This is a genomic window from Kribbella catacumbae DSM 19601, from assembly GCF_000372465.1.
GTDB lineage: Bacteria > Actinomycetota > Actinomycetes > Propionibacteriales > Kribbellaceae > Kribbella > Kribbella catacumbae.
Genome location: NZ_AQUZ01000004.1, coordinates 106,907 through 120,855 on the forward strand (window position 1 = coordinate 106,907; position 13,949 = coordinate 120,855).

Here is a 13,949-nt window from a genome sequence, read left to right on the forward strand (position 1 = left end):
CCTCGGATCGACTCCCAGGGCGGGACAGCAAGGCCGACCGGTGGGAGCGTTGGTATACCGGCAGGGCCAGAGACCGAATCAGCAATGGCCGCCAGTTTCTTCCTCAGGGCCTCGAACTGTTCACGGCGTTTGGTCATGATCCACTGTTCCGCAGATAGCGTTCGAGCGCGGTGATGCGGTCTGCGAGCGACGGATGACTCGAGTAGACGGCGCCTCTCCAGCCGGCCGCACGTCTGGCGACATCTTCCCCTTGCGCCTGAAGGTCATAGAGGAAGGCGACGGTGTCCCTGGCGTAGCCGAGATCCGCTGCCACCTGGTCTGCCATCAACTCGCTCCTCCTGTTGAACCACGCGAGTGGGATCGGCACAAGTAGCGGCATCAGCGTATAGAAGGCCCAGCCCCAGCCACGGTTGAAGATCAGCGAGGTCAGGGCCAATCCGGCGGCAGAGCACAACAAGAACCCACCGAATAGACAGCCGACGACCGGCCCCATCCGGAAGATGGCGGCTGCCAGACCGGCCAATGATCGGCCCGGTAACGAGTACCAGAAGGCAACCAGCGCAGCCCACGGGTGCCCGCCCTGATGATGCCCGAGTTCGTGAGCAAGGACGGCCTGGAGTTGACGCGGAGGCAAGGAGTTGAGCGCCCAACGAGTCACCGCGACCGACTTCCCGGCCATCGCGAACCCGTTGATGTCGTCCGACTCCTCGATCCAGAGCTTGTAATAGTCCGGATCGACGTGAACCTGGGAGCACACGGCACGCCAGGCGACATTCAATTTCTGCTGCTCGAGCATGGTCGGTTGGCGAAGGCGAAAGAAGTACTTGGCAAGGTAGTACTCCGTACGCGGCCACAAGATCAACAGACCCGACAGTATCCAGAGCACCACCGGGACGACTGCAGCGAAGCCGTCGAAGAACATCACCGACAACGAAGAGACAATCCCGAGGCTCCAGATCACCCAGGGAACCCCCAGCAGCAACTGGGCTGCCGACGGAACGGATATCCGCGGCCTCTGTGGAGTAATGGGAGTCGACGAGACAGGATCATCGAAGGAGAACGACCCAGGAGCAGAGTCCGGCGCATCCGGGGCACCGCCTTGGGTCGGCTTGATTGGGGGCTGCCAGTCGTCAGGCGAGAACCGTCCCGGCTTGTCGTCGTTGCCGTTAGAGCCGGTCATGGGATGCCCTCAATCCACAGGACGGCTGCACAGTAGAAGATCCCTTCGCTGAGTACATTGCCAGGTTTCATCGTCATTCCAGCGACTTGCCGATCGTCAGTACATCGACACGTGCACATGGTCATAGTGACCACCAGTCGCATCCGTCGGATTGTAGACGCCACCACCGTTGTACGGCCGCCACTGACCAGTTCTAGCGCTCCAGATCTTCCCGTACCAGATCACGTAGCGGACGCCCGTCGTCGCCGCCGTCTGCAAGGTCCAGTTCGCGATTTGGTCACCTCTGGCCTTGACCGGCGCCGATCTCCGCCCGTCGCCACCGACCATGAGGTCGCAGGCCTTGCCCTTCGGATGGTCACTGGTGGGATTCCAGAGATGTGCGTCCCAGCAGGACATGCTTGGATTCTGCAAGGCTGCCTTGGCCTTGGCCACCCAGGCCGCAGTCCGAGGTGTCACCAATCCGCCCGTGCCTGTCGGATCCGTAATGGACTGCTCCTCGGGCGGCCAGACTCCGCCGATCTGTCGACCGCCCACCAGGCCACCGCCACATTGCGCCGCGCCATCGTCCCCCGAAGGCGCCGCCCCGGGCTGAACTGGCACCGCGCCCTTCCTCCCCGCGTAGGGATTGCCTGCCCTGTTCAGGTCGATACCGGCCTGCTCCGCGATGTCGCGAGCCGTGTCCTCATGACGTGCATAGGCATCCGGAAATGCCGACACCTGAACTGCCTGCGCAGCGACGGTGTAGGGCATCGACTCCCAACCATTGATGTCCACCAGACCGGGCGGACTCGGTGGCAAGTCTCCACCAAAGAAGGCCTGCGCAGAATAGACGGGATCCATGATGTCTTCCACGGTCCCCCAGTCGGCCCCCGGCCGCTGCTGAAAGAGACCGACCGAGTCGCGGTCACCATAGGTGAGATTCTGCAACTGCGACTCTTGCAGGGCTGTCATCAGGGCGACCAGAGTTGCCTGCCCCGGGAGCCCACGGGAAATAGCTACGCCGTCGATGATCTTCGCGTACGCGATCTGCGTGATGCGCAACTGCCCGTTTGGCACCGGATCACGGGCTCCGCCGACGACGCCTGGTGGACAGGCCGCGTTGACCTGATCGCCCCTCGCTCCGAACGGCGCAAGCATCATTACAACCGTCACCAGCAACAGGCCTCCGGCCGCCGCCACTTTTGTCACGACTCCCTTGGCCGCGCCGAGACCCGCTGCGCCGGCCAGATCCCTGGTGCTATACACGGTCGCTCCGGGGCCTCATGGTCCAGTGCCACCGTTCACCGCGCTGACCAGCCAGCGGTCACCTTCGGGGATGACAGTGAGAAGCAGTGGGATCTCGAACCGCGAGGCGCTCTTACCGGTGGTCGCAACCGTGACCGTCACTAGCCTGGTGATGCGAGTCGGCGTGTCCACCGGTGCCGTATCCGGGCGCGGGTCGGCAACTGTCACCGACACCACCTTCGATGTCCCAGCGGAGGTTCTGAGCGCGTCATACGTGGCATCGCCCGCGCTGGAGAAACTCGACGCCAGTTCGGAGGTTGTGAACTCAGCCGCACGTCCCACAAGTTGCTCGTAGGTCTCACTGGTTGGCGTGCGTGTGTAGAACAGGTTGGCCCAGTTCCTTGCGGTTCCATCCGCTGACGCGGTCTGCGCTGCCCCTGGTCGCTCCGTCTGGATCGGCGGCGTGGTCAAGGACTGAGTCGCCCCCGGCGTCTCGCCGGGCTGTGGACCATTGGACGCCTGTGGCGCTTCCGTTCCTTGACCTCGAGGAGTCAGCACACCTACTGGTCCTTGGTCCTCCGAGCCACGGTTCAACAGGCGAGGCATGCCGCCACCGATCCCAAGCACCAGGGCGGCCAGCAGGACGATGACGACGATGACCCCAATTGGACTCGCCGGTTCGCTCGTGCGCCGATCCCGCAGCGTCGCGCGTTGCCGAGCAAGATCGTCACGCCGGCGTGCTCGCCGTGAGCGATGCTCATCCTCGTCTGGAGCACTTCCGGTGGCCCAAAGACCGTCCCCAGTCTGGTCCCCGCGATTCGCCTCCCTACGCCCTGGTCGTGAACCCACGCGGGATCACCGTCCGCCCGCGGAGCGATGGCTGGTCGGCCCACTACTCCGAGCAGCTGAGTACTCCCTGTACCGTCGCTGAGAGGCTGTGACCTTACGAATCTCCCTCGTCGCCTTCGGCGGACCCTCTCGGAGGCTCGCCGACTGGACGAGGCTCCTGGGCTCGTACCGTCCCTGACGCAACTGCGCCGCGGTCACCGAGGCTTTCGCGTGCCGACCCGAACTACGTTCGGTCGAGTTCTTCTTAGAGCCGACGGTCGGCTTGGCGACCTCGATGGTGCCGCCTTGATAGATGTCTCTCGACACTCGCTTTGTCGACGGCTTGTTGCCACCCAGCGCGGGGATCCCGCCGGGGCGGCTAGTCGCATCCCGCCGATCGCCGGGCTTCTTGGCGCCGGATCCTCCGACGCCAGGTCTCGATGGGTCACCGGGCCTGCCGACGATGCGTTCGGGAGATGTGTCGGCCTGTCCCTCCGACTGTTGCCCTCGGCCCGACCCGGGAGCGGGCATCTTTCGATAGACCCTGCTGGTGTCTGTGCGGCCGTCCGACTCCTGCCCTCCGCCGCGTTGAGTCGTCGGCCGGCCCCTCTCGCCTTCTGCAGTGGCAGGCGATGATCCGCGACTCCGGATGGCCGTTATCACCCGGCGGACCGCCTGCACCGCCCCACGCCGGGCGAAGGATCCCATCATCATGCTGCCTACGCCCGGCCGCATCATCGTCGTCATCGATTCGAGCAACCTACGCAGCCGGAACGCTGCGATCAGAACCACGAGTGCGAGCCCAGTGACAGGCAGCCAGCCAAGGCTCTGACTCAGCCCGAAGACCGCTGTGAGCAACGACAGGGCAACGCCGAAAACGAGCATGGCAGCCACTGATTGCAGAACCAAGCCGAGTAACGCTTCGAGCCAGTTCATACCCCACTGGCGAGATCTACCGGGAATGATGAACAGGCACGCGAAGACGACCCCGACGACCAGCATTACCAAGCAACCGACGAACGCCATCAACGCCGTCGCGGCAAGTCCGATGTTGAGGAACGCAAACAAGGTCGCGGCAACAGCAGCTATCAGCAGTACACCGATCCGGCCGAATGGATTCTCACCCTTCGCCCATTTGACCGTCGGGGTATCGCCGCCACCCTCGGCCTTGGCGACGTTGTTCTTGATGTAGTCCATGCGCTGGCTCTTATCGATGCCGACATCGAGCATGCCCTTGCCGTAGCGTGCGCAGGCCTCCATCGAGCCAAACTCCGCGATGCACCATGGCGTCACGGCAAAGCCACGCCAGGCAGCGTCCCCCGACTTCCTCAGCATCGTGTCCCGCGGCGTGCCCGGGAACGCTGGCTCTGGTGTCTCAAAGGGCGTTTTCATCGTCCCACCGACTACCTGCCCAGACGCTCCCATGACAGTTTGAGCGCCCACCTGGCGCGCACCGTCGACGCCTTTGAGCCAGGTCGCCGGACCGAGCGCCAGGCTGACCGCCAGCAGTCCCGCTGCGAAAACCCAGACGAGTTGACCGAGAGCCGTACCACTCGTCCTGCGCTGCACGTAGGCCGCGATCGCACCCAATGCGAGCGCCGAGGGCAGCAGCCAACCGGTGAGTTGGGTGCTGACATCGCCTATGGCGTGTGATGTCGCGTCCATCAAGGCCCGGATGTCCGTGAACGAGAACAACCACCAGCCGATCGCAATCGCCGCACGAGTTGCGGCGACGATGTAGAGCATCAGCAGCTCGGCGAAGGAGTTGAACACCGGCCGGAACGGATCGCTGAAGCTGCCCTCGTACTCGAGGCTGTAGGCCATCGGGTTGTACTGCTCGAACAAGGTGCGAGTGTCGCCATGGGTCAGGTCCGGCACCGGCAGGAGGTCGCCGAATCCAGTCGGCGTGGTCTGCTGCTGAGGATCGGCCGCCAGCGCGAACTGGGCGGTGATGATCAAGGAGAGCGACAGGACGGTCAGCGCCGTTCTGATCCGGAGCGACCACTTCATGCGACATGCTCCTTTTTGCCTGAGCCGTTTTGTTGGGGTTGGTCGCTGGGCGACGTTGAGGGCTCGGCGGGGTACATGGCTTCGTTGTAGGCGGCTTCGTCGGCTTCTTGGTCGTAGACCTCGTTGGGGCCGATGGGGGCTTCGTAGCGGGGTGGGTGGTGGCGGTCTTGGCCGTTGGGGGTGGCGGGTGAGGTGTTCGACTAGGGGGACTGAGGGGAGCGGGGCGTCCTGGACGGGGTCCTGGGTGTGGGCTTCGGCCTGGGTGTGGGCTTCGGCTTGGGCTAGGGCGGCGGCGGCTGGTTGTAGGGCGTCGGCGCGGTCTTCGTCGTCTTCGGCGAAGGGGTCCGGGTCCTCGTAGGGCGGGAGGATCGGTTGGGTTGGTTCCAGGTCGTGTTCGGACTCTGGGGTGGTGCGGAGTAGTTCGGCTACTCGTTGGCTTGGGATGTCGATCTGGACCGTGGCTACCTCGTCCCAGCGGTCGCGCATGATGCAGTGGCCGTGGCGGATGCTCTTGCCGTTGGCGGCGGTGTTGATACCGCGGACGAGGGTTTGGTACGGCGCTGTCTGGGGGCGGCCCAGGAGTTCGAGCAGGGAGTCGACCTGTTCGCGGGAGCGGAGGCTGAACGCGAAGAGGGTGGTGATCTGCTCCACCAGACCCGGGAGCTTCAGGATCGAAGCAGGGTCTTGGGTGTCCAGGACCAGGGAGGCGCCGAGGGCACGGCCGACCCGGGCGATGTAGTCGAGGAACGAGGCGCCGTCCGGCGTCTTGGTGAGCAGGTGGACCTCGGGCACGATGACGACCTTGGAGCGGCCGCGGAACTCGCGCCGGCCGGTGGTACGGACCATCCAGGCGAGGCAGCCGCGGAGGCAGGCCATGCCGACGCGTTCGATCGGAGACCACGATTCCGGCGCGGACTCCGGTGACGGCAGCGTCAGGCCGGGCATCTGGACGACCCACAGTCCGGGGTTGGTCGTCAGCGACGACAGACCCGACGGTGGACCGGCCACGACCGAACCAAGACCCGTCTCGACCAGGTCGCGCAAAGCGAACCCGACTGTCCGGGTCGTCTCGGACTCAGCCGCGCAAAGCCGCTGGATGACTCCCCATGACGACGGATCGGGCGACTGGATCTCAGCACGGGTCGCCGCCATCACAGGAGCTTCCGCAGCACCCCGCAGATGCGGCGGGAGCAGCAACATCAGCTGCGAAGGCGCCTGCAGCAACGCGTCATCCACAGGCAACACGCGCAGCAGGTCGGCAGCACCCGAGAACTGTGCCGTGATCTCGATGACAGCAGTCGGTACGCCGTACTCCGCGGCTACCGCCGATACGCCGGCCGCGTCACCCTTGAGATCGAGCAGCGGGACCCAAGCGCCGGCGAAGGCGGAGTCGAGGCCACCCAGCATGGCGGCGGTCGTCTTGCCTCGACCCGATCGGCCGAGGAACAACGTCGTCGTCGCGTCACCCAAGGCGGATCCGGCAGCGGCGTCGAAGCGCACCAGTCCTGGTGTCGAGCCGGTCAGATACCCGATGGAAGGACCGGTCGCGTCACCGATCGACGCGCCGCCCCAGAACCACGATCCGAAGAACGCGGTCGACTCCCGCACGTGCCCGAGGTCGGGCACCCGGAGCTGGTCGCCTGGCAGCGATTCCAGCCAGAGGTCCCGCTGCTCGTCAGCGCCCGCCGCCACGGTGATGCCGCGGTCGGCGTAGTGCGCGATGACGGCGTCGACGTACGCCTCCAGGTCTTCGCGGGTGTCCGCGCTGACCAGCAGGCGTGGGTGGTCCTCGACCAGGGTGAGGCCGCTGCGGTTGATGTCCCGCTTGACCTCGCGCATGATCCGCTCGGTCTCGACGATCTCGTCGGCGGTCTCCTCGGCGGTGCCCTTGGCAGCGGAGCGGCGTTGTTCCTTGGCGCTCTTGCGGGTCTCGTCGACGAGGTGACGCGCGGTCTTCTTGGTCAGTACGCGGAATCGGACCGAGGCCTCGACGGTGACGTCGATCTCGTCGCCGTCGTCGTCGATCGCCTTGATCTCGGACAGCGTCCGCAGCCACTCCCCCGCGCCCGGGGTCTCGAGCTCTTCGGGGAAGTCCGTCATCGCCAGCACGGTCGTGTACGCCGCGATCTGGCCGCGGGTGTCGTAAATGCGCAGGTGGTCGGTGTACGGAACGACTCGACCGGCCGTGAGGCGGGCCAGCGAGGCGCCGGTGATCAGGCCGCGGCGGGGAGCCGCGACGGCGCCGCGGTGCATCTCACGGCTGACCAGCCAGGAGATCACCTCGGCGGGAGCGGTGTGCGCCCGCCAGACGGTCGAGCCGAGCTGGCGGGCGAGCTTGCGGACGCGTTCGTCCAGGTGCGCGAGCTCGCGGGCGCTGACCCGCCACGACGTCGTACCGAGGGCGTCGCTGATCGAGCCGCGGACCTGCGCCGTCGCCCGGGGGTCCCGGTCGCTGAGGTGGACGCCGAGTGCGACGTAGCGCTCCGGCATCCGCATCTCGTCGATCCGGTCCGCGCGGGTCTGCGCCCAGCCCTCGTGGTCGCCGAGCCGGTAGTGGCCCGTCACGCTGTCGATGTAGTCCTGGCCGGTCGAGCGGCCCCAGACCACCTTCAGGTGGCTGAGCCGGTCGCCGAGGATGGTGGCGGCCGCGCTGACGGCCGCGTCGAGCGCGGCGTCCTGCTCGGCCTCGGTGGCCAGGTCGGTGTTCGCCACCGAGATCAGGAACCACGCCTCGGCGCTGCGTTCGGTCACCAGCAGACCGTCGGCGATGGCGACCAGACGAGGCGGCGGCAGGCCGCGTTCGCGGCCGACACCGACCAGGTTCAGGAGCTTGTCAGCGATCTTCATCAGTGCCTCTTCCCGACGACGTCCTGCGACTGACCCTTTGCACGTGGTCCGCCCCCAGCAGGCGGGCCCGTTGGTTCACGGTGATGTCCGCGCCGGCGCGGACCTGCGGGTCAAGCTCCACCACGTCCTCGCGTTCCCATTCCGGGGTCACCCTGGCCTTCGCCAGGTTGGCCACCTTCTGGGTTGCGACGCGCTCACGCCATGGCAGGTACTCCGTCTTGTCGGCGGCCCGGGCGCCAAGTCCGATGATCGGGCGATGGGCGCGCAACGCATAGCGGACGGCGAGCGCCCACTCGGTCACGCGGCGGCGGCGTTCATGGTGCTTGCCTGCCCGCCAGCCGAACGCGGTGATCACGAACGGCGGTACGACGTACAGGCTGACGGTGGCCTTCTGCGGCACCCCGATGAACGGGACGAGCAAAGCGATCCAGACCAGGATGATCACCGCACCGAAGATGATCATCCGCCGTCGGGCGCCTTCGCCGAGGTCGATGCCGAGCAGGTCGTACTGCCGGGTCTCGATCTCGAAATGGTGGGTCAGGGTGCGGCCGACACGCATCAATTACCTCCGGCCAGCAATCCCCAGAACCCCTTGAGCACGTTGATCGTCTGGTTGTTGGCATAGATCAGGCCACCGACGAGGACGCCGGCCGCGATGTGGCCGAACAGCTCGCCCCACTCGCGCTTGAAGTAGTGGCCGATCGCGCGCAGGACGAGGATCGCGATGAAGATGTTCCCCGCGATGACCAGGACCCAGTCCTTGAAGTCCGCCCCGGTGGGGACATTGCTGTCAGCCAGCGGCGCGACGAGCTGCGCAACGCTCGCGGCGAGTTGGTGCGTCATCATTGCGGTATCTCCCTTGGTACTCCGGTCATCCGACGGCAGTCTGCTGTGGTCATCCGACGGCAGCCACTTGCCATCGCTGTGCTCCGTCCGCGGCGACAGTACGCCGAAGAGTGAGCGAATAGGTCTGGTCGAGGGTGGTATCCCCGGCCCCGTTCCAGGTGACGGCGGCCGTGGCCCGGCGCTCGTCATCGTTTCCGGTGTAGACCTGCCAGGCCTTCAGGTCGCCCAGTTTCACCACGCCGTTGAGGCTGCGGATCGCGGCGCCGGGAGCCGTCACCGCCTCCACCTTGGCGTCGGACTCGGCGTACGCGCTGAAGAAGGCCTCGGCGTCCTTGAGAGTCGCCGCGGTCAGATCGTCGTCCGGCACGCCCGCCTCGGGCATGTTGTCGGGCAACGCGGCCCGCTCGTCGGCGACGAAGGTGGGCGGGCCGCTGGCGACGACCCGCGATGACGTCCGCGCCACCGGCACGGAGACTCGCTGCCAGGTGTACGGGCCGGGCACGAAGGCGCGGCCGGACTTGGTGAAGGCGCGGACCTGCACCCGGACGTCGACGACCGCGGTCACCCCGCCCGAGGCGACCCTGACCTCGCCTGGATAGGCCTTGTCCGCGGTCTGCTTGCCACGGCCGTTCCAGCCCGCGCGGGCGTCCAGGCCGGCAGCCAGGTCGAGGCCGATCGCGGCCGGGCGGGCGTCGGCGTTGGCCTCGTCCCAGTTCAGGTAGGACACCGCGTACCGCGTCGCGACCGCGCGCGCCTCGTCCGCCGGGAAACCGGACTGGCCGGTGACGACGGTCGAGGGCACGTTGTTCGGCCGGACCCAGGACCGGATGCCGCTGATCGCGGCGAGCAGCAGGACGGCGACCACCAAGCCGCGGAAGAACCGCCGCGCCCAGGTGGAGAAGGAGGACTCGGGCTCGGTCGACCAGGGGGTCTGGTTGGGCTCGAGGATCGGCTCGCGGACCGGGCCGGGCGCCGCGTGGGCACCGTGCGGCGATCGCTGCCGGAGCCGCTCGGGGGGCCGGTTGCCGCCCGCCGGCGGCTGGCCCGTAGTACCGGCTGCTGGGGGTTGGCCAGGCGGTGCCTGACCGGGAGGTGGCTGGGTGCCGGGCTGTTGCGGGCGACGCGGCGGTGCCATCACGCCACCGGAGTTCGGAGGTTGGGGTTGGCTGTACTGCGCTGCTACCCCCTGCGCCTGGCGAGGCGTAGGTGACACCGGGCCATCGGGGTGTGCCCACCACTCCGGTGCGGTGTTCTGCGGGCGCTGCCTGCCCGCCTTCTTCGTTCGCCGCTGGTCCGCCCAGTGCTCACCTTTTGGCGGCAGATTCAGCAACGTTCGCCACCAACTCATCGCTACCCGCCCCTCAAACAGCAGTTACGCGGACAGTAGCCGGGAGGATACGGCAAGCAACTGTCCACCGGGAGTCCTGAGACCAGGATCCGGATGCTCCATCGCTCCCCGCAGCCATACTGTTACCCGCTTCCACGCTCGGTGCACATTCACGGGTGAAGCGTGACACCTTCGGTACCGTCGCCATAACTCCTCTCTCATGCCCGACCAAGTCGATCAGGCAGCGCACACCATGCCACACGGAACCGACGTTCGAATATCCGTGCGAACAACATGGTAAGCAGAACGATCCAACTGATCACAGATAGTAACCGATCCAGCTGCCCAGCCTGTGGAAAACTCTCCCGTGGCGAGGGGTCAAAGTACTAGTCCTTCGTACCCCGAAACCGTATGTCAGCTCCGGTGTCCGGTGGGGTGCATCGCAAGCCGGAGGCGGAGGCTCGATGCGGGGTTCATCGTGCCTTCGCCTCCGGCGCCGCGAGGCGCCCTGCCGGGCGCCGGAGATGGCGTGCGGGGGCGGGGTACGGAGGACTAATGTTTGACCGACCTGCGGACTTTGAGAGGACAAGCGATGGAGACTCGTCGACTCGGGCGGCTGGAGCACCAGAGCTCGGTACTGATCTACGGCGCGGCATCGCTGGGTGGTGTCGACCAGGATCGCGCCGACGTCTCGATCCAGGAGGCCCTCGACGCCGGGATCAACCACTTCGACGTGGCCGCCGACTACGGCGACGCCGAACTGCGGCTCGGCCCGCGGATGCCGGAGATCCGGGACCGGATCTTCCTGGCCACCAAGACCGGACGGCGCACGTACGACGAGGCGTGGGCGGAGATCAACCGCTCCCTCGAGCGCTTGCAGACCGACCGCCTCGACCTGATCCAGATGCACGCGGTCTGCGATCTGGAGAACCTCGACCTGGTGACCGGCAAGGGCGGTTCGCTCGAGGCAGCGATCCGGGCCAAGGAGGAGGGAATGGTGTCGGCGATCGGCATCACCGGGCACACCGACGAGGCGCCATCGGTGCATCGCGAGGGGCTGCGGAGATTCGACTTCGACAGCGTGCTGACGCCGTTGAACTACAAGCTGTCCACCGATCCGCGGTACGCCGATGATTACGCAGCGCTGGTGGAAGCGGTGCAGGCCAGCGATGCGGCGCTGATGACGATCAAGATGATCTCCCGGCGAAACTGGCGCGACGGCGAGGAGAAGACGTACGACACCTGGTACCGGCCGTTCGACGAGCAACGCTACGTGACGGCCGCCACGGCCTGGTTGCTGAACGGGCATCCGGAGATCACCGGGCTGGCGACCGCCGGCGAGACCAGGCTGCTGCAGCAGATGGTCCAGGCCGAGAAGGAGCGGGCCGGTCTCAGCCCGGACGACGCGGCTGCGATCCTGGACGAGGTGCAGGACTACGAGTCGCCGTTCGTCGACATCCCGATCTGATCGTCCGTACGAGGGACACACCCTCCGGTGCGCGGGCTGGGGAACACTGACGGCTCCCGCACTGTTGTAGAGGGCGTATTCGTCTAACTTCGGAGGTCGTAGTGGCAACGGTCGAGCTGTCCCAGGAGAACTTCGACAAGGTCGTCGGTTCCGACGGACTCGTCCTGGTGGATTTCTGGGCGGAGTGGTGTGGTCCGTGTAAGGCGTTCGGGCCGGTGTTCGAGAAGTCGTCCGAGACGCATGACGACATCACGTTCGGCAAGGTCGACACCGAGGACCAGGTCGAGCTGGCGCAGGCCTTCCAGATCCGGTCCATCCCGACGCTGATGGCGGTCCGTGACGGCGTCGTGCTGTACTCCCAGCCGGGCGCGCTGCCGGCCGCGGCGCTGGAGGACCTGATCGGCCAGCTTCGCGCGGTCGACATGGAAGAGGTTCGCGCCCAGATCGCGGCCCACGAGGCCGAGCACGGCACCGAGCCGCACACGCACTGAGCACCTATATATAGAGAAGCGGTCCAGACCTGATGTTCGGGTCTGGACCGCTTGCTCTTTGCGGCCGGCTCCCGCGCGGCATCGCGGGAGCCGGGTTTTGCGCTCGCGGTCCCGCCAGGCGCTGGGTTCGGACCGCTGCCGGTTTCCGCGAGTGAGGCGTCGCGGAGGCCGGGTACTGCGCCGCGGTCTCCCAGCAGGGTGGGAGCCGCAGGCGGTGCGCCGGCTCCGTTGGATACGGATCCCGGGTGGTACTGCCGGGACCGTGGGGCCACGGTGCCCGGGTGGTGCTGCCGGGATGCCGCGGAGTCGCGGGCCCGGGGTGGCGCTGCCGGATCCCCGGGAGAAATTCGGGGCCGGCTGGTGGTCTCCTGCAGGGTGGAGGCCGTTTGGTCCCGTCACGGGGAGGCGGCTGTGGTACGGCTCGGCCGCGACGGGAGATCGGTGGGGTCAGCGGAGTGGGTCGAAGGGCGCCAGCTCGGTCGGGATACGGCCGGTGGTGATGGTTTCGGCGAGCAGTTGGCCGGTGATCGGGCCGAGGGTTATGCCCCACATGCCGTGGCCGCCGGCGGCGAAGACGCGAGGTGACGCGGTGGCACCTATCAGCGGCAGGCCGTCCGGGGTGCACGGACGCGGGCCGACCCACTCGAAGGTGCGGGCGTCGAGGTCGGCGTCCCGCAGCAGCGGCCGGGCTGCCTCCACGATCGCGTCGATCCGGCGCGGGTCGAGCTTCGCGTCGGGCTTGCGGAACTCCATCATCCCGGCGACGCGCAGCCGGTCACCGAGCGGCGTACAGGCGATGCGCTGGGCCGGGAAGTAGACCGGTCCGGCCGGTACATGGGCGATCGGCACGCTGAAGCTGTAGCCACGACCCGCCTGGACGACGGTCTTCACGCCGAACTGCCGGGCCAGGTCGCCGAGCCAGGCGCCGGTGGCCATCACGACCGCGTCGTACGGCGTACTCTCGCCCTCGGCGGTGACGATCCGGACGCCGCGGATCTCGTCGACGATGTCCGTAACGGTGACGCCGGTGACGATGGAGCCGCCGCGGGCGCGGACCGAGTCGGCGAGCATGTTCACGTATTCGCCCGGGTTGATGAAGCGCTGGCCGTGCAGCCGGATCGCGGCGCCGATCTCGTCGGACAGCGACGGCTCGATCTCACGGGCGTCGTCGCCGGTGATCGCCTCGAACTCGATGCCCTGGCCGGCCGCGTGGATGTGCTCGATCTCCTCGAGCAGCACGGCCCGCTCGGCCTGCGTCCGGTACGCCGCCAGGAACGACTTGGCCTCGTAGGTCTCGGCCTCGACGCCGGCTTTGGCCAGTGCGTCGAATCCGTTCAGCGCCTGCCGGTTGATCGGCACCAGCGCCTCCATCGCGGTCTTCCAGCGTCCGGCGGTGCTGTTGCGAGCGAAGCGGGTCAGGAAGGAGATGAGCCGCGGGCTCGCCGTCGGCGGTACGTAGACCGGCGAGGAGGGGCTGAGCACCGCGCGGACGCCGTACTTGAGGACGGCCGGTTCCGGCAGCGGGGTCGCCAGGCCGGGGGTCAGCCAGCCCGCGTTGCCCCACGAGGCACCGGCGGCGACACCTTCGCGGTCCAGCACGGTGACCTCGATCCCGGCCTCCTGGAGAAACCAGGCGGTGGCGAGGCCGACCATGCCGGCGCCGACGACGGCGACCCGGTCGGGGACGATGTGAGTACCTTGCACGGAAGCGACCATGTATCGATGGTG

At 67.2% G+C, this 13,949-nt stretch carries 10 protein-coding genes; 2 read left to right on the forward strand and 8 right to left on the reverse strand.

The features are described 5' to 3' along the window. Positions 1-133: 133 nt before the first annotated feature. From A3ES_RS46375 to A3ES_RS56665, 7 genes are all read right to left on the reverse strand, one after another. On the reverse strand, positions 134-1,180 hold the full coding sequence (locus A3ES_RS46375) for a M48 family metalloprotease (protein WP_083933218.1): 1,047 nt from the start codon (positions 1,178-1,180) through the stop codon (positions 134-136). A gap of 96 nt (positions 1,181-1,276) precedes the next feature. Further along, a complete protein-coding gene (locus tag A3ES_RS51040) occupies positions 1,277-2,359 on the reverse strand; it encodes a VldE C-terminal domain-containing protein (RefSeq protein WP_020385843.1) in 1,083 nt (360 codons plus the stop codon). An 81-nt stretch (positions 2,360-2,440) separates the two neighbouring features. Continuing rightward, on the reverse strand, positions 2,441-2,632 hold the full coding sequence (locus A3ES_RS53835; protein WP_157630359.1) for a hypothetical protein: 192 nt from the start codon (positions 2,630-2,632) through the stop codon (positions 2,441-2,443). Between the two features lie 627 nt (positions 2,633-3,259). Beyond that, positions 3,260-8,089, reverse strand: a complete 4,830-nt coding sequence (locus A3ES_RS51045; RefSeq protein ID WP_020385846.1) for an ATP-binding protein — start codon at positions 8,087-8,089, stop codon at positions 3,260-3,262. Continuing rightward, the gene (locus A3ES_RS0105840) at positions 8,076-8,648 is read right to left on the reverse strand and encodes a hypothetical protein (protein WP_020385847.1); all 573 of its coding nucleotides are present in this window, start codon (positions 8,646-8,648) and stop codon (positions 8,076-8,078) included. Before A3ES_RS0105840 ends, A3ES_RS51045 begins: the two co-directional genes overlap by 14 nt. Next, positions 8,648-8,935 (reverse strand): hypothetical protein, encoded by a 288-nt coding sequence (locus A3ES_RS0105845; protein WP_020385848.1) that lies wholly within the window; start codon positions 8,933-8,935, stop codon positions 8,648-8,650. Before A3ES_RS0105845 ends, A3ES_RS0105840 begins: the two co-directional genes overlap by 1 nt. 49 nt (positions 8,936-8,984) lie before the next feature. Further along, positions 8,985-10,283: a conjugal transfer protein gene (locus tag A3ES_RS56665; RefSeq protein WP_169501751.1), complete on the reverse strand. Its 1,299-nt coding sequence runs from the start codon at positions 10,281-10,283 to the stop codon at positions 8,985-8,987. Between the two features lie 571 nt (positions 10,284-10,854). Between A3ES_RS56665 and A3ES_RS0105855 the strand changes: the two genes are divergently transcribed. Together A3ES_RS0105855 and trxA are read left to right on the forward strand one after the other, a co-directional pair. Then, a complete protein-coding gene (locus tag A3ES_RS0105855; RefSeq protein ID WP_020385849.1) occupies positions 10,855-11,730 on the forward strand; it encodes an aldo/keto reductase in 876 nt (291 codons plus the stop codon). Between the two features lie 101 nt (positions 11,731-11,831). Next, complete coding sequence (trxA, locus tag A3ES_RS0105860) at positions 11,832-12,221, forward strand: thioredoxin (RefSeq protein WP_020385850.1); 390 nt, start codon at positions 11,832-11,834, stop codon at positions 12,219-12,221. Positions 12,222-12,668: 447 nt separating this feature from the next. Here trxA and A3ES_RS0105865 read toward each other — a convergent pair whose 3' ends face one another. After that, entirely contained in the window at positions 12,669-13,937 is a 1,269-nt protein-coding gene (locus A3ES_RS0105865; RefSeq protein ID WP_020385851.1) for an NAD(P)/FAD-dependent oxidoreductase, read from the reverse strand. Positions 13,938-13,949: the final 12 nt, after the last annotated feature.